The 21,776-nt window shown below is 39.8% G+C and carries 23 protein-coding genes and 1 tRNA gene; 18 read left to right on the top strand and 6 right to left on the bottom strand.

What is annotated here, in order from left to right:
* The first annotated feature begins 80 nt into the window (after positions 1-80).
* The 14 genes from H0Z36_RS04585 to H0Z36_RS04520 all read left to right on the top strand — a co-directional run bounded on the left by H0Z36_RS04585 (position 81) and on the right by H0Z36_RS04520 (position 9,314).
* Positions 81-392 (top strand): hypothetical protein, encoded by a 312-nt coding sequence (locus H0Z36_RS04585; RefSeq protein WP_296864067.1) that lies wholly within the window; start codon positions 81-83, stop codon positions 390-392.
* Between the two features lie 54 nt (positions 393-446).
* Complete coding sequence (locus H0Z36_RS04580; RefSeq protein WP_296864066.1) at positions 447-1,991, top strand: hypothetical protein; 1,545 nt, start codon at positions 447-449, stop codon at positions 1,989-1,991.
* Entirely contained in the window at positions 1,991-2,626 is a 636-nt protein-coding gene (locus H0Z36_RS04575) for a LysM peptidoglycan-binding domain-containing protein (RefSeq protein ID WP_296864134.1), read from the top strand. The genes H0Z36_RS04580 and H0Z36_RS04575 overlap by 1 nt, the downstream gene beginning before the upstream one ends.
* The gene (locus tag H0Z36_RS04570; protein WP_296864065.1) at positions 2,623-3,615 is read left to right on the top strand and encodes a hypothetical protein; all 993 of its coding nucleotides are present in this window, start codon (positions 2,623-2,625) and stop codon (positions 3,613-3,615) included. Before H0Z36_RS04575 ends, H0Z36_RS04570 begins: the two co-directional genes overlap by 4 nt.
* Positions 3,608-4,033, top strand: coding sequence for a DUF2577 family protein (locus tag H0Z36_RS04565; RefSeq protein ID WP_296864064.1), 426 nt, complete (start codon positions 3,608-3,610; stop codon positions 4,031-4,033). The genes H0Z36_RS04570 and H0Z36_RS04565 overlap by 8 nt, the downstream gene beginning before the upstream one ends.
* The gene (locus H0Z36_RS04560) at positions 4,033-4,479 is read left to right on the top strand and encodes a DUF2634 domain-containing protein (protein WP_296864063.1); all 447 of its coding nucleotides are present in this window, start codon (positions 4,033-4,035) and stop codon (positions 4,477-4,479) included. The genes H0Z36_RS04565 and H0Z36_RS04560 overlap by 1 nt, the downstream gene beginning before the upstream one ends.
* A complete protein-coding gene (locus H0Z36_RS04555; RefSeq protein ID WP_296864062.1) occupies positions 4,472-5,524 on the top strand; it encodes a baseplate J/gp47 family protein in 1,053 nt (350 codons plus the stop codon). Before H0Z36_RS04560 ends, H0Z36_RS04555 begins: the two co-directional genes overlap by 8 nt.
* On the top strand, positions 5,517-6,086 hold the full coding sequence (locus H0Z36_RS04550) for a YmfQ family protein (protein WP_296864061.1): 570 nt from the start codon (positions 5,517-5,519) through the stop codon (positions 6,084-6,086). The genes H0Z36_RS04555 and H0Z36_RS04550 overlap by 8 nt, the downstream gene beginning before the upstream one ends.
* Positions 6,087-6,098: 12 nt before the next feature.
* Positions 6,099-7,658: a right-handed parallel beta-helix repeat-containing protein gene (locus H0Z36_RS04545; protein WP_296864060.1), complete on the top strand. Its 1,560-nt coding sequence runs from the start codon at positions 6,099-6,101 to the stop codon at positions 7,656-7,658.
* A 13-nt stretch (positions 7,659-7,671) separates the two neighbouring features.
* Positions 7,672-7,920 (top strand): hypothetical protein, encoded by a 249-nt coding sequence (locus H0Z36_RS04540; protein ID WP_296864059.1) that lies wholly within the window; start codon positions 7,672-7,674, stop codon positions 7,918-7,920.
* Positions 7,920-8,063 (top strand): hypothetical protein, encoded by a 144-nt coding sequence (locus H0Z36_RS04535; RefSeq protein ID WP_296864058.1) that lies wholly within the window; start codon positions 7,920-7,922, stop codon positions 8,061-8,063. The genes H0Z36_RS04540 and H0Z36_RS04535 overlap by 1 nt, the downstream gene beginning before the upstream one ends.
* A 282-nt stretch (positions 8,064-8,345) precedes the next feature.
* Positions 8,346-8,567 (top strand): hypothetical protein, encoded by a 222-nt coding sequence (locus H0Z36_RS04530; RefSeq protein ID WP_296864057.1) that lies wholly within the window; start codon positions 8,346-8,348, stop codon positions 8,565-8,567.
* Complete coding sequence (locus H0Z36_RS04525) at positions 8,536-9,129, top strand: N-acetylmuramoyl-L-alanine amidase (RefSeq protein WP_296864056.1); 594 nt, start codon at positions 8,536-8,538, stop codon at positions 9,127-9,129. Before H0Z36_RS04530 ends, H0Z36_RS04525 begins: the two co-directional genes overlap by 32 nt.
* The gene (locus tag H0Z36_RS04520; protein ID WP_296864055.1) at positions 9,126-9,314 is read left to right on the top strand and encodes a hypothetical protein; all 189 of its coding nucleotides are present in this window, start codon (positions 9,126-9,128) and stop codon (positions 9,312-9,314) included. Before H0Z36_RS04525 ends, H0Z36_RS04520 begins: the two co-directional genes overlap by 4 nt.
* A 71-nt stretch (positions 9,315-9,385) precedes the next feature.
* Here H0Z36_RS04520 and H0Z36_RS04515 read toward each other — a convergent pair whose 3' ends face one another.
* Positions 9,386-10,237: a hypothetical protein gene (locus H0Z36_RS04515; RefSeq protein ID WP_296864054.1), complete on the bottom strand. Its 852-nt coding sequence runs from the start codon at positions 10,235-10,237 to the stop codon at positions 9,386-9,388.
* A gap of 410 nt (positions 10,238-10,647) precedes the next feature.
* Positions 10,648-11,220: a superoxide dismutase gene (locus H0Z36_RS04510; protein ID WP_296864053.1), complete on the bottom strand. Its 573-nt coding sequence runs from the start codon at positions 11,218-11,220 to the stop codon at positions 10,648-10,650.
* 322 nt (positions 11,221-11,542) lie between these two features.
* Here H0Z36_RS04510 and prxU point away from each other — a divergent pair, with 322 nt between their 5' ends.
* Positions 11,543-12,139 carry a thioredoxin-dependent peroxiredoxin gene (gene prxU, locus H0Z36_RS04505; RefSeq protein WP_296864052.1) on the top strand — a complete coding sequence of 199 codons (597 nt, stop codon included), beginning with the start codon at positions 11,543-11,545 and terminating at the stop codon, positions 12,137-12,139.
* Between the two features lie 47 nt (positions 12,140-12,186).
* Positions 12,187-12,263 (top strand) — tRNA-Pro (locus H0Z36_RS04500).
* A 153-nt stretch (positions 12,264-12,416) separates the two neighbouring features.
* Here the strand turns inward: H0Z36_RS04500 and H0Z36_RS04495 are convergent.
* From H0Z36_RS04495 to H0Z36_RS04480, 4 genes are all read right to left on the bottom strand, one after another.
* Positions 12,417-13,616, bottom strand: coding sequence for a hypothetical protein (locus tag H0Z36_RS04495; RefSeq protein WP_296864051.1), 1,200 nt, complete (start codon positions 13,614-13,616; stop codon positions 12,417-12,419).
* Positions 13,609-14,793 carry a M20 family metallopeptidase gene (locus tag H0Z36_RS04490; protein ID WP_296864050.1) on the bottom strand — a complete coding sequence of 395 codons (1,185 nt, stop codon included), beginning with the start codon at positions 14,791-14,793 and terminating at the stop codon, positions 13,609-13,611. The genes H0Z36_RS04495 and H0Z36_RS04490 overlap by 8 nt, the downstream gene beginning before the upstream one ends.
* A 15-nt stretch (positions 14,794-14,808) precedes the next feature.
* Positions 14,809-16,161, bottom strand: coding sequence for an amidohydrolase family protein (locus H0Z36_RS04485; RefSeq protein WP_296864049.1), 1,353 nt, complete (start codon positions 16,159-16,161; stop codon positions 14,809-14,811).
* A gap of 134 nt (positions 16,162-16,295) precedes the next feature.
* On the bottom strand, positions 16,296-17,891 hold the full coding sequence (locus H0Z36_RS04480) for a PucR family transcriptional regulator (protein ID WP_296864048.1): 1,596 nt from the start codon (positions 17,889-17,891) through the stop codon (positions 16,296-16,298).
* 155 nt (positions 17,892-18,046) lie between these two features.
* On the opposite strand from H0Z36_RS04480, the gene H0Z36_RS04475 reads away from it, so the two are divergent.
* Positions 18,047-20,365 carry a methyl-accepting chemotaxis protein gene (locus H0Z36_RS04475; RefSeq protein ID WP_296864047.1) on the top strand — a complete coding sequence of 773 codons (2,319 nt, stop codon included), beginning with the start codon at positions 18,047-18,049 and terminating at the stop codon, positions 20,363-20,365.
* 75 nt (positions 20,366-20,440) lie between these two features.
* Positions 20,441-21,658, top strand: a complete 1,218-nt coding sequence (locus H0Z36_RS04470; protein WP_296864046.1) for a tetratricopeptide repeat protein — start codon at positions 20,441-20,443, stop codon at positions 21,656-21,658.
* The last annotated feature ends 118 nt before the right edge of the window (positions 21,659-21,776 follow it).

The following is a 21,776-nucleotide window of genomic DNA, read 5'->3' as shown; positions in this document are numbered from 1 at the left end:
ATATACTGGTATACGCGCAAGGGGCGCCTGCCGTCCGAGATTTATAACCTTCCCGAAGGCGAAAAGGTTTTCCTATATGCTTGCATGATGAAGGAAATAGAAGAAAAAATAAAGGAATTATCGAATTTAAGTTGAATTTAATCCCCTTAAAGGGGGGTGTCAGAATGGCAAATATAAAATACTGCCCTTTGTGCCAGAGGACAGTGGAACCAACCAAAAAATTTAACTGGCCTGTTTTTATTATTTTGTTGATAATTGGGATAGTCCCGGGGATTCTTTATTTTATTTACTATTTGTTGAAACCAAAGAATATTTGCCCTGTTTGCGGAACCAAAAAATTAATGAACGTGGATAAGGCAGCCGAACAAGAGAAACTTCAAGAACAAAACTAGAAAGAGCCTCCGAATGGGGGCTATTTTTTATCTCCTTTTAAGGGAGGAAATATTATGCTTTTAGGCGCAACAATTAGACTAAAAGACCAGTTTACAACTACTATGGGCAAAGTAGTAAAATCAACTACTACACTTTCGAAAGAGGCCCAGAAGACAACTGGAGTTATTCAAAAATTAACTGCAAAAATGAAGATTTTGGGTAAGACAGTTGTTCGCCCGGTTGTAAAGCTCAAAGACCAGGCCACCAGCACACTCAACAAAATTAAAAACAACCTTTTGTCCCTCAAAGGATTAGCAGCGGGCGCTCTGGCAGCTATGGGCCTGGGAGCTGTTGGAGAAGCAACCATCGGCACAGCCATGAAGCGTGAGCAGCAGATGGTGTCGATGGAGCATTTCATCGGCATTCAAAACGCAGGTATCAGCGAGGCGGAGGCAAAGAAACAGGCGAAACAATACGTTGGATGGTTAAATAAATATGCCAATTTCACACCGTTTGAAACTAATGAAGTCGTTGCTGTTGGGACACGGGCCATTAACATAGCCGGGGGAGACATAGCAAAAGCACGGGAACTAGTCAAAATAGCTGGCGACATGGCAGCTTTAAATCCTGAAAAAACAATCTATGACGCTATAGAGGCTCTGGCCGACCTTCGGGTAGGCGAAACCGAACGCATGAAAGAATTCGGTTTCAAAATTACACAGGAAGATATAAAAAAGGCCGGCGGGGCTGAAGCTGTAATGTTAAGCCAAGTAGCCCCCTTCTTTGAAGGTGGGGCTAAAAAACTTTCCTCAACAACTGCCGGGCTGTGGACTACGGTTAAAGGTAATATATCCACTGCTTTTACTGAAGCTGGTATGGGTATTGTTGAGGGTTTGAGGCCACAACTGCAATGGTTAGTTGATTTTTTTGAGAAAAAGGGCCCGACAATAAGCGCAAGGATGCAAGCGGTTGGGCAGGCAATAGGCAAAGCGATAGCCGGAGCAAGAGATGTAATAAAAACGATTAAACCTGTAATAGTGCCATTGATTAGTTATATCCAGTCGCAAATCCCAGCCGTAAAATCCATGTGGAAGACTGCTTGGCCAACTATATCATCTGTTCTACAGACAGCATGGGGGATAATAGGCCCAATTTTAAGCATAATAGGTAGCACCATGAAGATAGTTTGGGGAATATTTAAAATAGCATGGCCTGGCATTGTAGCCGTGGTTAGCGCGGCATGGAAGGTTTTGAAGCCTATTTTTGAGGCTGTAGGTAGAGGTCTTGGTTTGATAGCCAAAGGCGTTAAATGGGTGGCAGAAAAATTTGACGCAGGTCCTACAGAAATCAAAGTACCTTCAAAGACTGCAAAAGGTCATGCAGCTGGGTTGCGCTATGTGCCCTATGATAATTATCTGGCTCTCCTGCACCGGGGTGAAGCAGTTTTGCCGCGCCGAGACGCTGATTTGTACCGTGCTGGTGGTGGCAATGTGACTGTTGCGAAGCTGGCAGACACAATAGTAGTTCGTGAGGATGCTGATATAGATCAAATTGTGAGAGCCCTAGAGCAAAAATTAAGACTTGCAGCAGCTAATCGTGGAAGGGTGGCGATGGCGTGATGGAATTTTGGCTTTCATATAACAATTTTGCTGAGAAACTGCAGCTGCCGGTTCCGCCACCAGAATACCAGTATACGGCCAGTAACCAAAATGAGATGGTGAACATCCTGGGCTTGGGCGACATCATCCAGATTACGGGCGAGGGGCTGGCGAAGATAGAGATAACCAGCCACTTCCCGGCCAACCGGGTTCCTTATGCTCAGTATTACCTGGGTGACCCTTACAGTGCAGTGGAAACAATAGAACGCTGGCGCAAGTCAAAACGCCCCATCCGCTTGATTATTACTGGGACCCCGGTTAATCTGGCCTGCGCGATTGAATCCTTCACTTGGGGAGAGCGCGGAGGGAGCCGGGACGTCCAATTTTCCTTGAAGTTGAAGGAATATAGATTTATTCAAATAAAACAGATATCAATTACAGAACAGATAACATTAGCTGTTAAAACATTAGCTGGCCGGCCAGATACAAAAGAACAGCCGGCTAATTATACTGTAAAGCCTGGCGATAGTCTTTATTTAATTGCCAAGAAAGCTTTAGGTGACGGAAACAAATGGCGGGAAATATATACAAAAAACAAAGATATAATTGGGCCGAATCCCAATCTGATTAAACCAGGGCAGGTGCTGGTGTTATGAGTTATACAGTTTTGAATATCACACAAGAAGGCAAACAACAGGATATAACGCAGATTGTCACCGGGCTGTCCTGGGGCGGCGATGTAAGAGAGGCGGCGAGAAAACTGTCTCTCTCTTTTGTTTATGGAGGAGATGATTACACCCCTAAATACAAGCCGCCGGCAGGGTCCTTGGTAGTGCTGCTAAATGACCAGGGGGCTGAACTGTTCCGCGGCATAGTATGGGAGCCGGAGATTACGCGGGGTGTAGGCAGCATCACCTGTTTCGACCATGCAATTTACCTTACGCATAATAAAACCACTTATAAGTTTGTAAATATGACACCGGAGGCTATGATAAAAAAGATTTGTGATGATTTTGGCATACAGGCCGGCAGCATAGTGGCAACAAGCATAACCCTATCTAAACTGATACTCAGGGAGCAGTTATTATGGGATATGATAGTTATTATTCTCACCGAAGCAGGAAAGAGGACCGGCAAGAAGTACCGGGCCGTGATGAAACAGGGCAAACTCACTGTCGAAGAAGTTGGCAAACAAAAGCAGCGATGGGTAATAGCTGAAGGCTCAAACCTGATAAACGCAACCTACCGTGAAAGCTTGGAGGACATGCGAAACCGAGTGGTCATCGTAGGCGACAAAGACCAGGTGCTGGCGGATCTGCGCAATGACAGCCTTATTAAGCAGTACGGGATGCTTCAGGAGTACAAGCGGGAGAGCAACATCAAGGCGGCTGAGGCCCAGGTAATAGCTAAAAACCTGCTGGCTGAGCTGGGGAGGCTGTCGCAAGAGTGGGAGATTGAGGCCCTGGGGATTGATGACGTTGAGGCCGGCCAGATGATAGAGGTCCTGGAACCAGGCACGGGTATAGTGGGGCAATATTATGTCCTCAGCGATGACCACCGGGTAAGCAACGGGATCCACACCATGCGCCTTGCCTTAGACTTGCAGGCGGTGGTGGCAACGAAGGAGGCAAGCGAGAATGAGTAGCGGCATAATCGATATAATTCAAGGGCAAATACCGAGGGCACCAGGGATAGAGCTTGCGACTGTAATACAGGCAAGCCCTTTGATTATTAGGTTAGATAATGAAAAGATAATGCTTCGGGCTGAAGATGGGGACCTACTGGTTTGTGAACACCTATTGGAGCATACCAGGACATATAGTACCGTATCAAATATTAAGGATAGTGATGTTTCATATTGGCAGGAGACAATTGACCATTATTATGAGTATCCTGACCCAAACCAACTAAGACATAGGCATACTCATGAAGTACAGCAGCTTACCATTGAGCAACAGACAATAACTATCCATTACAACCTTAAAGCCGGTGACCGGGTGGTAGTTATGGCCCTGCCTGGCGGCCAGCAGTACCTTATTTGGGATAAGGTGGTGGTGCTTTAATGGCTTTATTCCCTGACATTTCGGTACCCAATCCCAATATAGTTAATACGGGTTCATCTACACAGATAACATACGGCCGGGAACCTGACTTTGACTTTACTACTGGAGAATTTATTCTCCAGGATGGCAAGCCGAAGGTGGTAGATGGTCCTGACGCTCTGCGAGTATGGATTACCAAGGCTTTATTGACCACCCGCTACCGCTGGCCGATATATTCCTCCGCTTTTGGGTGCGAATTAGAAGATATAATTGGTTTTGACCTTCCCAGGGCGGTGTTGGAAAGTGAGATACCGCGTTTTGTGCGGGAGGCCTTAATATATGATGACCGAATCGAGGATGTGAAAGACTTCGTGGTTGAACGCGGAGCGGACTGGTTGAAGGTTACGTTTACAGTAGTGACCTTCGACGGCCAGACCCTCCGTCAAGGGGTGACGTACAATGTTTGAAGACCAGACCTATGAAGCTATCATGGCAAGACTTTTGGCAAATGTTCCAGATACCCTCGACAAGCGCGAGGGTTCTTTTATTTGGGACGCCCTTTCCCCTGCCGCCCTAGAACTTGCCCAGCTATATATGCAGCTTGATTTGGTGCTGCAATGGGGGTTTGCGCAGACTACATATGGACAATATTTGGATTACAGGGCAGCGGAACACGGACTGACCAGGAAGGAGGCCACCAAAGCCTCCGGGCAGGTCACCATTACTGGTACACCAGGAACAACGGTTCCTGCCGGCAGCCTTTTTGCAACTGGAGCAGGGGTTCAGTTTAAGACTATTGCTGATGTGATAATAGGCGAAACCGGCACGGTAACGGCTAACATTGAAGCAGTAGAAGCGGGGGCAAGCGGAAATGTCCCCGCAGGCACTATTACAGAAATTCCTGTTGCTATAGCAGGAGTGACAGCGGTAAATAGCCCAAACCCAACTTCGGGGGGCACTGACCAAGAAAGTGACGCCGACCTGCTGGCACGGCTTTTAGAGAAAGTAAGAACTCCAGCAACATCAGGAAATGCAGCACATTACAAACAATGGGCATTGGAAGTCACAGGAGTTGGAGATGCAAAGATTTTCCCTTTATGGAACGGTAACGGAACGGTTAAGGTTGTAATAATAGACAGCAATAAACAACCCGCAAGCACGGACATAGTGACAGCTGTAGCTAGTTATATTGAAACGGTAAGGCCTATAGGTGCTAGTGTGACAGTTGAAAGTGCAACAGGGCTAAACATAGACGTATCAGCAACCGTTGTACTTGATACGGGATACACGCTAGCTGATGTGCAGGTGTCATTTGAAAATTCGCTGACTGAATACTTAAAAAGTATTGCCTTCCAGCAGGATTATGTAAGCTATGCTAAAATCGGAAGTTTATTATTGGATACGCCAGGAGTGCTAGACTACTCCGGGTTAACATTGAATGGAGGCACCGGCAATGTGAGCATAGGCGACACCGAGGTTGCCATTTTGGGGACGGTGACGTTGAATGAGTAGAGTAGAAACAATGAAAGGCTATATTCCTGATTTCCTGAGAAGTAGCCAGGTTTTTGTTTCCCTGTTGGATGCAGAGGGCGTGGAATTTGACCAGCTGTACACAAATATTGAGGATGTATTGAAGCAATTCTACGTTGAAACCGCCACCGAAACGGGCCTCGCCCTTTGGGAGCAGATGCTGGGCCTCTCCTCTTACGCCGGCAAGCCGTTAGACCAACGCCGGAGCCGGATCATTTCTAAACTCCGGGGTATGGGTACGGTGACAGTAAACCTAATCAAGAATGTAGCTGAAAGCTATGTATACGGCACAGTAGAGGTCACGGAGCACCCGGAGTTATACAGCTTCACAGTGAAGTTCGTTGACCCCCGTGGCATCCCGCCAAACTTGGACGACGTAAAGGCCGCAATCGAGGAAATAAAACCGGCGCACTTAGCTGTAGATTATGAATTCTCTTATCTTGTTTGGGATGAGCTTGACGGCTTAAATACCACCTGGGATCAGCTTGATGCGCACAGTTACACATGGGATGAGCTTGAGGTTCTTGACCCATCAACTTATTAAGGAGGTGATAAGATGCCTGAACTAACACCAAAACTGGGAATAAAAAAACCATTGGGTAATGAAACAGTATCTAGGGCTAGTTTCAATGAAAATTGGGACATCATAGACCAGAACACGCAGAAAAATATTATACAAAGTGCTACGGCGCCCTCCACACCGGTTATCGATGATTTATGGATAGATATAAGCACATCTCCCTATGGTTTTAAAAAATGGGATGGTTCGGCGTGGCAAAAAATCGGCGCGGTGGTTCCGGAAGATATTGGAGCGGTAGCGCAAACTGATTTTGATTCGCATTTGGCTGAGACTGTTATAAAAACAGATATTACTATTAATGTACCCAGTGACTATACTACTGTTCAGGAGGCTTTGGATAGCCTTAAATACGCTTGGATACCCAGAGATGTTACAGTTACTATCCAAGTTGCGGCAGGAACGTATACTCATACTTCTTCAATTGTTATTAACCACCCGTGCGGAAGTCAAATACAGATAGTTGGAGCTACTCCTATTACTACTACCATAACAGGCGTTGGCACAATTTCTGGTTCTGCTGGAGCTTGGAGCGTACCTATAAAAGTAGCAAGCGCAGTAGGGGCACAGGTTGGGCAATATGCTATTATTCGCAATACAACTGGAACAGGCGATCATTATGCTTTTCAGGGAATTTGGGAAATAACTGCAGTAGATACAGGTACTAATACAGTAACGGTTAAAAATACTTATAGGGGAGATGTATTTCCTACTGCTACTTTAAGTGGTGGAGATTTTATTGTTTTAACTACTATTTTAAAATTTACAGATTGTATAGGTTTAAGGGTATTTGACAAAGCATTAGGTTATTTAAATCAAGTAGCTATCGTTGGTAATAATTCTGCAAGTACAACTGCAGGAATTGAGGTAGGTCATTCTAATTGGTTTAATGTGCGCGGTGGAACTGTGTATTGTGGGGATTATGTTGGGGTAAGTGGTTTTACTTATGGTTTTGTCACAGGAAATGGTGGTTCGGTTATAGGGAAATATTTAAGTGCATGTAATAATCATTCTGGATTTTATGCTTTGCAATGTGGGAGTATTTATGGTAATAACAGTATTTCAAATGGAAATAGTAGTGTTGGGATTACTGCGAGTTTTTCATCAATTGTGCATGCGTATACTAGTATAGTATGTGGAAATGGCGGTTATGGGGTTTTGGTTGAATATTCTAGTAGTGTTCATGTTTCAAGTAGCAAGATAATTGGAAATCTTTCTCATGGTGTTTATTTGAACCATACTTCAAGTGGAACTTTTTATACAGCTATTGTAAGTAGAAATGGCGTACATGGTGTGTATGCTGTAGATGGTAGTGCCGCTTATGTTGCAAATTGTACCGCAGAAAATAATGTGAGTGTAGGGTTTTATGCGTTGTTTTCAGGAGTTATTTATGCGGCTCAAAGTACTGCAAGCGGGAATGGGACAGATTACAAAGCTGAAAAGATGGGGTATATTTATTGTGGCGGTTATGTAGGCACGCCGACATTTAGTCCAGCATTAAACACAGAAGGTAATTATAATGCAATTATTACTACATAGGGGGGGGAGATGTATGATACTTGTAATAAAAGGTGGCAGAGTATTAGCGTATCATGCGGATACGCAGAAAGACGATATAATAAATAAATATTTAGATAGTGAATTAGTACAAGTACCTGATAATGAGGTGCAGTTTGATGAGGAAGGTTGGCCTTTATTACCACAAAATACTGGTGTTAATATTAATACTTTAGGAAGCACAGAACAGCGTATAGCTGACCTTGAAGTAGCTTTAGCTGCTATTATAGGAGGTGCTGTGTAATGCTTACTTGGAAGAAAAATATTTTTGTGAGGGTTATTAGAAGAAGAATGGATGAAGAAGGTAGAACTGCTGAAGAAATTATTGCAGAATATACAGCTTTGACTGAAGAAGAAAAAGTAGAGATTTTAGAAGCGATAATTTGATGTTGTAGAACCTATTTGCCCTATTTTTATTTTTGAGGAGAGGAAGTGAAAATATTGACCAAATGTGATTTTCACGAAGATATAAAGGACATGGTACAAGACCATGAAAATAGGATTCGAGATTTAGAAATAAAAAGTGCGCAAGTCCTGGAAAAAATGGATGCGGTGTGTAGGGATCTACAGAGCGTTACAAATTGGATTAAAACCCTCATCGGCTTCTGGCTCACCAGTATGGTGGGCTTTTTTATTTGGTATGTGCAGAGTTTGCCGAGGTGAGGCGATGTGCGCTATTCAAAGGTAATCGTTGCACTGGTTATTATCCTTAACGCGCTGTTTACAATGGCAGTGCTTTATATTTTTTTGCGAATAGGGAACGAACCTACGGCTTTAATTAGTGCGTGGTTTGCTTTTACTACAGGCGAACTATGGATGTTAGCGGGGATAAGAAAGAAAAAAATAGAAGGTGAAAACCATGAAAATTATAGAAACAAACCTTCAATTTAATGGTTTGCGTTCGAGAAAAAGTACTCGACGTGTAATTGTCCATCATTCGGCTAGCTCTGATGTGCCTGCAAATGAAATTCATAAATGGCATAAAAACAGAGGTTGGGCAGGGATAGGTTACCATTTTGTAATTCGTGCCAATGGGCAAATAGAACGAGGAAGACCCGAATTTACTATTGGCGCACACGCTGGAAAGACAGGAAATCCAGACAGTATCGGCATTGTGTTGACGGGAAATTTTGAAATCGAAAAACCAATGGAAGCTCAAATAGATAATTTAGTTTGGCTCATTCGGGAATATTTATACCCAAAATACGGAGAATTGGAAGTTGTCGGGCATAAAGACGTAATGCCTACATCTTGTCCGGGGAAAAAATTCCCATGGGCAGAATTGCGTAGGAGATTGGAGGTGGGGCCTATGCCGGAACAGTGGAAGGTTGAAATTATAGAAAGGGCAAAGAAAGCGGGATTAATAACCAGCGATCATAACCCGGACGAACTAGCCAGCAAATGGTTTGTGCTGGCGGTGGCTTTAAATTTGTTAAAGGTGGTGGGAAAATGAAACAAAAACTGACCAGCCGCAAATTCTGGGTAGCCGTGGCAAGCGCGGTTTTCATCGTCCTTTCTGAAGGGCTGGGTTGGAACGTAGACGCGGACTTGTATTGGAAGGTCGTGGCCCTTGCGCTTGGATATATCTTCGGAGAGGCGGCGGTAGATATAGCCAGGGTAAAGAATCCTCCGGTTTAGAGCCGGGGGAAAGCATAGAAATAAAAGGATGATTTAAAGGAGAATTGGGGGCTTAGGCCCCCAATTTTTTTTTACCTTTTTATCTTCATTCCGCCTAATACTTTACTCCGTGCTACTTCATTCATTGATTCATCGAAAATGGTTAGAACAATAGTGTCTGTACCGTCTATCGATTTGCCGACTTGGGTAAATGTTTTAAGCATTTCTTCCGCAAAATATTGCTTTTCGTTTTCGGAAGATAAATACCAAGCAGAATTAGAAACCATGACATGATAAATCCCACTTGACGGGCGATCTATGTCTAATATTACGCCGTTGGAGTTCTTGATAAGAGTAGAAGTAAATTCTTCAAAAATTTGCGCCAATCTTTGTTCAACAGCTTCTTGGGAAGGATAGGGAACCGTGAAGGTAACTGAGGCATTTTTACCTTTGCTACCGTCCCCAAAATTAGCTTCTATGGTGTTATCTCCTTCCAATTTCTCTCCGTATGTTCCATATACTTTTTTCACATTGTCTGGTTGAGGTAAATCTTTTGCATTAAATTGGAACATTATTGTTCCTGCGTAGTTTTTAGGATCTGTATTTTCGAGTTTAAAAACACTTGATATTTGTCCATTTTTAACGATCGGTTTATCAGAATACATTTCTTTAAGATCTCCGGACATTAGTAAAACTTGCATTATTGCTCCATCTGGACAATTGATTTCGGCATTTACAGTAATGGTATCTTCTGTGCAAGAGGTTTTTATATCAGGTTTGAATTCTAAATCGTATTTATGACTAGATGAAGTGGTTACTACTTTTGAATTATTAGTATTATTATCCTCTCCTCCAGCAAAAATCCCAATCAGAAGCACAATTACTATCCCCCAGAACCACCAACGCTTCCAAATTGGCTTTTTTACTTGATCTTCACTCATCACATTACCCCTCTCTGTAAAATTTAAATTCTAAAATTCTAAAATTCTATCTTAAAACAGAAAATCCTTCACATATAAAGAATTAATTTATCAAAAATGCTACATTTTTAGTAGGTCACATTCCAGGTCACATTTGTTTTTAATTTTAATATAAATACTGTATATTTATTAATTGTTTTTAAAGCCAATACAAAAACAGCTTCTATTTTAAGGTATTTGCTTTAACATCGTTTTTCATACTTAAACACGTTTTATTATTTTTATGCTGCTTATATAACTTTTAATCAGGGTGTCCCGCGTTCGAGTCGCGGATGACCCACCATTTTGAAAATAAAAACCATGCTAGAAGGCATGGTTTTTTGCTTTATTTTAGCTTTTTAACCTCCAACCTTTCCCTTTCTATTTATGGAATTTTATAGATTTTCTTCTATAAAATTCCAGTTTATTATATCCCAGAATTTTTCGACATAAAGTGCCCGGTTGTTTCGGTAGTCGATATAATAAGCATGTTCCCAAACATCAATAGTTAAAAGAGGAATTTTGTGCCTGACTATTGGAGTGTCAGCATTGCTGGTGCTTTCAATTGATAACTGTCCTTTTTCATCTTTAACCAGCCATACCCAGCCGGAACCGAAAAGAGATACTGCAGCCTGTGAAAATTCAGTTTTGAAGTTGTCGAAGGAGCCAAAGCTTTTTTCTAATGCTTTTATTACTTTTTCTGTTGGTTTTTCAACATTGGGGGTTAAACAGTTCCAGTAAAAGGTATGGTTGAAAACCTGAGCAGCATTGTTGAATAAAGAACCGGAAGCGCGTTTTATGATTTCTTCAAGGGTGATGTTTTCTAAGGGGGTATCTTTGATAAGTTTATTGAGATTGTTTACATAAGTCTGGTGATGTTTTCCGTAGTGATATTGAATAGTTTCCCGGGAGATAATTGGTTCAAGCGCATTTTCATCATAAGGCAGGAGTGGTAGTTTGTAATCCATTTAAATTCCTCCTTGTACGCGGTTTTTTGAATGCTTATTTCATATTGCAATAATATCTATGCTGATATTTTAACATATATTGTTTTAATAATTTATATTTGTTTTTATTTTTTGCCATAAATATTAAGATTTAGTAAAGTATTAAAGGGTATTCTGAATGGTATGTCATACCATGTTTTTCACTTTAATATGAATATAAATTATAATAAGTATAAATTTTAATAATATAATCCTTGTTTATATAAGAAATATTTTGACATTTGCAGTCGCTTGAAAATAAAATTAAGCTATAGGAAAATTTTAATTGCAAGGGGGAGATGAAATGCTAGTAACCCGTAAAGCACCTGATTTTGAAGCAGATGCTTTTCATCAGGGAAAAATCGTAAAAGTTAAACTATCTGATTATCTAGGAAAATGGGTTGTTTTATGTTTTTACCCGGGAGATTTTACCTTTGTATGACCTACTGAATTATCGCACATAGCTGTGAGCTATGGTGAACTTCAGGCATTAGGGGTGGAAGTTATCGCAGTAAGTGTAGATAGTGTATTTTCCCATAAAGTTTGGAATGAAACCGAGCTTTCGAAGATGGTTGAAGGAGGAATACCATTTCCCATGTTGTCTGACCGCGGTGGGAAAATAGGCAGTATGTACGGGGTATACGATGAGGCCGCGGGTGTTGACATAAGGGGCAGATTTTTAATTGATCCTGATGGAGTGATTCAGGCTGCCGAAATATTAGCTCCCCCGGTAGGAAGAAATCCGCAGGAACTTTTAAGGCAGATAAAGGCATTCCAGCATAATCGAGAAACAGGTGAAGTTATGCCTTCGGGCTGGCAAGAAGGAGGTCAGACGCTTAAACCGTCGACTGATTTAGCTGGAAGAGTTTGGGAAATATGGAGACCGCCTGTAGAAGATTAGATTTGACAAAATGCGGGCAGCAGTGATAAAATATAACCGCTGCTGTTCGGGGCGTGGCGCAGTTTGGGAGCGCGTCTGATTTGGGATCAGAAGGTCGCAGGTTCAAGTCCTGTCGCCCCGACCATTTATTATTCAAGATGATTAGTTAAAGTGTTTATTACGGCTATTTAACCGGAATAAGCACTTTTTTATTTTAGTATAAAAATAAGGGCAAGCTGATATTTTAAACTTGCCCTTATTTATAAATGGAGTCTGGTATGTTATTTTCTAAGCTAGCTTAAAACCATGGCAAGGCCTGCATTACTACATAAACTATGATTGTAGTTACTGCCATGGAAGTAACATTGGCAATGGTAGGATGAAAATCTTCCGGTAATTTATTGGCAAGATATTCAGCATAAGGAGCACCGATGATGCCGCTCAGGATTCCGGCAAATAGGGCTACCGGGATAGTTCCGCCAAAGGCTAATACACATGCTGGAGCGCTGCTTACTACCGGGACAAAAGTAGCATACCAACCTTTTTCGACCCATTTATCAAAGTATAGAAATATTCCAGTAGCAGAGCCTACTATTTGGGCTAAAATCATGGCCGGAAGAAGACCGGATCCATAAGCAGGATGTGCAGTATTAAGTATAAAATCAATAATTACACCTATTATGAGGAATATCCCGGCAATTTCATTTCCATAAAATTGAGCCTCAGAGAAATCAGCAAAAACCCTTCTTATAAACCAAGAAGGTTTAGACATATCTTGTATTTTTTCCTCTCTGCTCAGTTCTTTAACCTGGCGATTTATAGTTTTATATGGTGTTTTCTCTATCCATGGCAAAACTTTAAAGACCTGGCACATAATTATTCCGATTAGAGCCATAGTAGTAACATTTGCCACTACTACTGGGACATTTATAACCGATATAACTTTGGTCATGAGCCAGAAGGCAATAGGGAATGCGATGAAAGCACCCAAAATTGAACCGGTTATGAGTGCGCGCGGATTAGGACCGTATATCAGCATTAAAGCAGGAGGTCCTCCAACCACGGTTATAAAAGTCGGCAGGAAGGTGTACTCATTGAATAGATGAGTATAATTTAATACATATAGCACCAGAATCATGGATAATACCTGTGAAGCAAAAACCCATGGCCACGTATTGGTGCCATAACATATATTAAAACCTGCCAAACGGGAATTTTTTACATCTAAACGCCAGGCAATAAATGCACCAATGATGATAAATATTCCCGCAAATACCCCTGCATAAAATTCAGCTTCGGTGAAATCCATTAATAGCCATAAAAGTTTGTGAAAAGGATCATGAGCTGTTTTTGCAACTATGTCATTATAAGTTAAAAAAACTTCCAATCCTTTAATGTTGTTTAGAAGCCAGTATATAACTAAACCAATGGCTATAGATATTAAAAAGCCTGCCAAAGATCCTACCGGGCGTTTTAGAGAAGAATTATTGTCAGACATTGCTGTTCCCCTCCCTTTGTAATATATAACGGATATAAATTTCGGCAGCAGTAGCAATTGAATTTAGAAGGATGCGTTCATTTTTTTTGTGTGCCATGCTGTCTTCCCCCGGACCCAAAATGACAAAGGGTATTTTTTTATAAGGCACAAGCTGTGAAGCATCGGTGTAAAAGTGCATTCCTTTAAGTTCAGTGGTAAGATGCATGTCATTTAAGATTTTGGTTAAAGCCCTGATGATAGATGCTTTAGGATCAACATTGACTGGTGGTCTGTTGTTTTCCACCATGATGTTGATTTTTAAACCGGGAAATTGCTGGCTAAATAAATCTGCCAGCTCTCCGGCTTTTTTGATAATTTCACCATGGTTAGAGTCGGTATTAGTGCGAATATCCAGAGTTGCATATGCTTCTTCTGGAATTATGTTGGATTTGATGCCTCCTTTTATTTGTGTTATGGTAACTGTGGTTGGACCTAAAAGAGGGTCATTTCTTTTACCTGTTAATATAAGTGTCTTAAATGCGTTTATGTAGGCTATAAGATACTCTACTGCATTAATACCTTCTTCAGGTTGAGCAGCGTGAGAAGCTTTGCCTTTTACGATGATTTTAAGCCAGAGAGCCCCTTTTTCAGATATTCCAATTTTGCATTCTGAAGGTTCGCATATAAATACTTCGGAGGTATCATCAAGGTCCCCTTGATCGCGCAAGGCTTGAATACCTAAGCCGCCGGCTTCTTCATCAGCAGTAAAACAGAATTTTACAGTGTAAGGAGGGATTATTTTATTTTCAATAAAGTATTGGGCTGTTAAGATCATGGCGGTTATTCCCCCCTTCATGTCAGAAGCGCCGCGGCCATAAATATATTCACCATCTATCTCCCCGGAGAAGGGGGGATGAACCCAGCTTTCTCCATCGGTAACGGGAACTGTATCTACATGTCCGACGAATGCGATGGATTTTCGGGTGTTTTTCCCCGCGACTGTAATTATCAGAGAGCTTCTGCTGTCCGTATGATTTATGATTTTGTAATTTATCTGTTCTACAGGGAAAAAGGAAAGTATCAGATCAATTATTTTTTTTTCATCTCCAGGGGGGTTAGAAGTATTGGTTTGAATAAGCTGTTTTAATATACTGGGGTAATTGGACTGCTGGATAAATTTTTTAATTTCGGTGATCATTTCATTACCTCACAACTAGTCTTGATAGGTTATGGAAGCTAAATCTCCTACGCCAGTTTTTCTAACCATTCCAAATTTGCTTATCCAGCCGCCAGCCCCATGTCCTCTTCTTACTACCCGATTTTCAAAGGCTACTATTTTTCCATTTACAATGGTATAGGTAGCCAGTTTATCATCAGGATCTATTATTGTTATATTAGCTAAAGCACCTTTGCCCAAGTGTCCTACTTCTTCTATCCACCATTTAACTCCAGTTCTTTCTGCTATTAATCTAGCTGGGTTGCATGTCATTGTGGCAATAGCATCTTTTAAAGATAGAATTCCCATTTCAGCCAGTTCCAAGAGAGCAGGAATATTATCTCGGGTATCACCAAAGCCTTTCATTGTGGCGTCATTTTGGCCGTCGGAAATAAGGATATTGACAATTCCTTTTTCCAGTGCATCATATGCGATTTTTTGAGCTTTTTCAGGCATTAAGAGGCCTTCGCGACTTCCTTTGCCTTTTCTAAGCATAGTAGTAACAAATTCGGCGGTTACATTTTCTTTTTTACATAATTCAACAATAGTTTCCATACCTTCTACCGGATCAGAATGAGTGCCACATCCTGCAGCGGTGGCGTGAGCGAGATGAAGTGGACGACCTTTGGAAAGGTTTACTAAACGCTCAGCATGAGCAGGATCCTGAGTATGGGACATATAAACAAGCTTAGCCCTTGATGTTATGGTAAATATTTTATCAATATTTTCATCTGACATAATAAAGTGTCCCATATGGTCTTTTATGCCTACTGTTAAAGGAGCGGTAACAAAAGTAATACGGTTGCGTGTCATTTTATTTAGGCCAATCTCTTCTTCGAGTTCACCTTTAAAAAGCTTGATTAATTCTTCTACTGAGAGCATGGTTCCCAGGACATTAACAGCACCAAGATATACCCCCAGGTTCATGGGAAGCCCCCTGTCGACTTCTGCTCCTAAAAGAGCTGGGGCCATAAAGGTATTGCCAGCTCCGGGAGATAAGCCCATAGTTACTCCGTCTGCAACTGCACAATCGATGGGAGCGGTGCTGATTTCAAATAAGTCGCCTAGATGCAGGTGCATGTCAATTAATCCTGGAACTACCAGCAAATTTTCGCAATTGATTACTATATCGCCTTTTTCAGGTTTAATATCCTGTCCTATTTCTTCAATTCTATCTCCACTTATTACCACATCTCTTGTTTCCTCTACTTGATTGGCCGGGTCAATTACGGTGCCGTTTTTCAAAATGGTTCTTCCAGATACGGGAATTTGCTTTATAGGGTCATAAAGTTGACTGTTTTTCACTGATGCCAATGTATCAGGGAGAGAACCGACTTTAGTTTTATACATCTCATCAACCTCCTTAATATGTTGAAAAAATTTGAATTGTTTTTTCTAAATTTAGCTTATCAGATAAGTTTAAGATCGTCTTTGTTCTTATAAAACAAAAAAAATCCGGTTTTATATACCGGAAAAACAAAAAGTTAACGGTTTTTGATGTTCCATAGTTTTAAAGCGAGGGATAGATTTAGCTTGTTTTCCCAGTTTAAATCTTCTATATGAAGGATGTTGCATATTTTATTGAATCGATATTTTATTGTATTGTGATGCAGCAAAAGTTCTTTTGCAGCTGCTTTTAAATTCCAGTCATTTTTTGATATATACCATAAGGTTTTGACCAGCTCAGTGTTGTTATTTTTATCATAGTCGATCAGATTTTGAAGGTATTGGTTTAAAAATTCTTCGGCTATCTGGGTGCCGTGCAGATAACCGAGGAGCTTATATGAACCTAGTTCATCATAAAAAATAAGAGCGTTGGAACCGTATATGTTTCTGCCTATTTGTACAGCTTTTAAGGCATCCTGATAGCTTTTGTGAGCTTCGGTAATACAGGGATAAAAGTTTCCTGTTCCGACAGTGAGCGAAAAGCCGGTGCTTTTTTTTATTTCTTTTTGTATTTTGGTACATATTTTTTTTATTTTTTCTTTAGTAGTTTCCAAGTTATTTTTATCGGTTTCGATCAGAAAAACTATGTTGTCTGTAAATGAGGTCCAGGCTGCTTCCGGCATATAGTAATGAAAAATATTTTGGGCTGTTTTAAAAATTTTTTCTTGGATATCTTCTGGGCGATTAGTTTCCATAATGGTTTTTTCAAGGTATTGAGCTTTAAAATTATCAATATCTATTATTGATACTAATACGCCTCGGGTAAAATTCCAGCCATACAGTTGAGCTCGGTTTAAAACTTCTTTATTAGATTTAATATTATTGAAAATTAAATCAAGAATAAACTGATCACGATAACGGGATTCTATTTGTTTATGCAAAAGTCTTTTTTGAAGTTCTAAAATTAATACAGTAATGGCATGTTCAACAGCTTTGTTTTCATATGGAGTAAGTTCCTGGCTTTTCTCTATATTTAAAACTAGATATCCATATAGCTGGTGTTCGACTTTAACCGAAAAAGTTTTGTATTTTTCGAGAATTTTATCTATTGCTGAGGAATCTAAATAAATGTTGGGACAGTTTACAAATGGACAGGTGTTCCATATTTTGTCAAATTTAAAATCGATAAAGGCTATTTCTTTATTGATTATTTCTTTAAGTTTATTGATTATTTGACGCGCATTGCTTCCTTTTATAACCATTTGAGTAAAAGAATTATGAATATTTTCTGATAATTGAAGTAAACGTGTTTGTTCATTGACGATTCGGCTTAACACAGGGTTTATTATATCGGTAAAAGCGTATTTATCAGGTATGTATATTAAGGGAATTCCCAACTCATCGGATTTTTGAATAACTTCTTCAGGCAGTTTTTTTATAAATCGATTTAGTTTAATACCTAGTGCTGCAGCCCCGACATTATTAATGTTTATCAGCAATTCTGATATTTTCATAGGGGCATCACGCAAAATATAAGCAGTGGTAATTAAAAATTCTCCACCTTTCAGCCATTCATGGATATCCGGAGCATCCATTACGCTTACGGTGCTTATTTTACGGTTAAGACCAGTGCTTCCTGCCATTATTTTAAAGTCTGTGAACATAAGTAGCATGTCTTTAACTGTTATGCTCAATCTATCACCTGCTTTTATTTTGGATTTTCTGATTAACTATTTAATTATATAATTTATTTAATGCAGATTTTACAATTTATCTGTCCTATCCACATTGGGCATATGTTAAAATAATGGTTAAGGTGAACAGGAATTAAAGAGAGGAAGTGATAATAATGCCAGGAAATATGCAGAGTATAAAAACCAGGATAATACTTTATTTAGTAGTATTTAACATTATTATTTTTACAATTTTCTACTGGAATAATTTGGGTTTACAACAGCTTCTGATAAAGGATTTTGAGAAAGAATATGCCGAAAATGTTACAAATACCTTGAATTCAGGAATTAAGGATGCTATGGAGGAAGCGGAGCTGTTTTCCGATTCGCTGGCTGCCGATCCTGACATTGTTAAGGCTTTTGCCGGGCAGGAACGGAATGAATTAGCTTATTTGCTTAATCCTGTTTATGAAAATTGGAAACAGAAACATGATATATCCCAGCTTCAGTTTATTAACCCTGATGCCCATTCTTTTTATAGGGCACATGCTCCTGAAGAATATGGGGATGATTTAAGTTTCAGGCCGGCTTTGATGAAAGCTATAAATAACCGGGAACAGGTTTTGGCTGTAGAAGAAGGGGTTCAAGGGTATGGAATAAGATGCATAAAACCGTTATATTCAGGCGATGAATTTATAGGGGTTTTTGAAATAGGTATGTCTTTGGAAGGTGAGCTGGGAGAAAGGCTAAAAAAACTTGACGGAACATACTTTATCAAGAAAGCCGATGGAACTTTCCTGTGGGGAGAAGAAAATTCAAAAGTAAGTTTAACTGAGAAAGATAAAAAGAAAATCCTGGCGGGAGAAGCCTTTTACCGTTTAAGTGATGACAAAAAGCATATTCTCTCTTTAGTACCTATCAAAGATGTCGATGGCAAAACGATCGCATTTATACAGGGAGAGATCCCCAGGACTGCTTTTTTGATGGCTGAGGCTAATGCTAAAAAACGAGCCTTAGGCATAATAATAACTGCTCTTGTTTTTCTGTGTTTAGCTACATATCTAGTCTTGCATAACATACTTAAACATGTTAAGCCTTTGCAGGAAACTATCCGGGATGTTAGTGAAGGCGATTTAACCAAGATTGTAGAGATAACTTCTAAAAATGAGATAGGCTTGATTGCTCAGGATTTTTCCGCTTTGTTAGAAAGGATAAAAGGGGTTTTTTACGAATTGTTTCACGACACATCTGCCCTTACTACCAATGCATATTTTATGAATGATGTGGCAGGTTCGGCAGTTTTCAGATTAAAAAACAGCATACAGGAACTGGAAGATATAAGTTCAAGGCTGAAAGAGCTGGGCGAGAACCTAAGGGAAGCAGATGTGGGAGTAGAAGAAATAGCCGGCGCTTCTCAGATGGTGGCAAAACAAACTCAGAACCTGCAGGAAACGTATGTCGCCTTAGCTGATAATGCCCGCAAGGGCAAAGATGAAATTGCTCAGATAAAAGAGGTAGTTGATAATTTAAAGAAGCGGGTAGAGGAAGCGGTGAGCAAGGTTAAAGAACTTACCTTGTTGTCCAATGATATTGGACAGATTACCAACACTATCATGGTAGTTTCTGAGCAGACTAACCTTTTAGCTTTGAATGCTGCTATTGAATCAGCCCGAGCTGGTGAACATGGACGAGGATTTGCAGTTGTGGCAGAAGAGATTAGAAAGCTGGCTGAAGAGACTGCTGGTTATACCAAACAGATAAGCAGTCTTATCGATCGGGTGCAGCTTAATATAGCAGGATTTGCAGGTGAGATGGAGTCAGTAGGACGTGCAGCGGAAGAGAGTGAACAGATAACGGAGACTGCAGTAAAGAGTCTGGAAAACGTAATTAATAGTATTGTTGCAGTAGAAGGAAGTATACTGGATATAAGCAGCGCGGTGGAAGAACAGAGTGCTTCATCTGAAGAAATTTCAGCGGTGGTTAATGAAGTAAGCTCAGCGGTTACATCTCTACTTTCCGCATTGGAAAAACAGGTTAAGGGGACGGAAAATCGTATAACTGATTTTGAGGAACTTATCAAAGTAATAGAAAGTAACCATGAAATATCCGATAACTTGCGCAAGATATTAGCTCAGTACAAACTGCCTTATGAAGTATTTTTGAATCAAGTAAAGGATGATCATCGCGGGTTTGTGAAGAAACATGAATTTATAGTAGAACATGGTTTGTATATAGATCCGGATACTATATTTGATCATGAACAGTGCAGGTTGGGTAAGTGGATTAAAAATGTTGAAGATGAAAAAGTTTTAAGTGTTTTTGAAAAGTATGTAGATAAGCCTCATAAAGAACTGCACCAGTTGGCTAAAGAGGCTGTAAAACTGAATAATGAAGGGTATATAAATGAGGCCATTGAAAAGATTGAGGAAATGGAAAGAGCTTCGCATGAAGTTATAGTAGGTATTGATAAAATTCTTGAAGTAATTGGAAAATAAATATATCTATGGAAGGAATTTACACCATCTTTGTGGAAATAGTTATTAAACTATTGAACAAGGGTGGTGTATTTTTTGCAAAAGATTACTGATAATAAGGCAGAAGCCTTGCGTAGTGAAGCTTTTGAAATGTTATGCGAGCATAATATCAGCGAAGCTGTAAAAAAACTTGAAAAGGCAAGGAGTATAATGCCAGAAGATATGCAGATACTCAATTTAATAGCTGACTGTTTTTATATTATAGGAGATTTTGGTAAAGCTGAATCCTACTGGCGAAAGGTTTTAGAAAATGAACCAGATAACAAAATTGCCCGGGCTAAACTTAAAAATTTCAATACTCCTGCTTTTCAATTCTGGTTAAAACGCTATAACAAAGCATTAGATTTGATGGAAGGCCACGACTACGAACGGGCAAAAGAGATCTTCAGGCTTTTGTTGCAAGAGAATGATAGCTTTATAAGTGTTTATAAATTTTTAGGCTTATGTTATGCCTTTACTGGAGATAAGGATAGTGCTTTTAAAATCTGGAGTCAAGGTTTAAAAATGGATAAGAGTAATGCAGATATCAATAGATATTTAGTGGAGTTTTTTGAAAAAGAAGCAGTATATTTAGCTGATGAAGATCCAGATATGTCATCAAAAGCAGTCAATGTTAAGACTTTTGGTTTACCGTTAAATAGAACTAAACTTGCCTGGGCTGTTTCAGGGTTAGTCTTTCTGGTGTTAACGGTTCAGATTATTTCTGCAGTTAGTGCTGATCGTTCTTTTTTGCATGAAGCAGCTTCTGTTAATTCGAAGGTTGTAGAAGAGAAAGCCAGCCCTAATGAGCAGTTTGTTCCGGCTTTAAGCGCAAACCAGTCTGTTTCAGAAAATTATGAAGAGGATACTTTAAGTCAGGGGTCTTATTATGATGAAGATAAGGAAATATATTATTACAGGGAAGGTTATAAAGCATATAAAACAGGTAATTTGAATAAGGCAGTAAGCAATTTAAGTGCGGTTGTGGCTATAAATTCAGGAAGTTATATAAATCGCGAAGCTTTGTATTATTTAGCCCGGACTTTTTATTTGAAAAAGGATTATGAAAATGCTGAAGAATATTATTTAAAATACCTTAATTTGTTTCCTGATTCTAACTATTATGATGAAAGCCTTTATTATCTAGGATTATTATATCATGAAAGAGGTGATTTTAATAAAGCTAAGGAAATGTTTGTTAAGCTTAAACAGTTATATCCGCAGAGTGGTTATGTTACGAGTGATTTATTCAAAAAAGTTGTAAATGGTCAGTAGAATTTTCTAAATTTTTTACCGGCTTAGGGCCGGATTTATTTTTTGATATACAAAATACCAGAATTTTTGTTATTATGAATATATATAATATATCAATATGTGATAAAAATTACCCTTT

Origin of the sequence: Thermosyntropha sp., assembly GCF_017656155.1 — a bacterium.
Lineage (GTDB): Bacteria > Bacillota > Syntrophomonadia > Syntrophomonadales > Syntrophomonadaceae > Thermosyntropha.
This window is presented reverse-complemented; position numbering and strand designations above follow the sequence as displayed.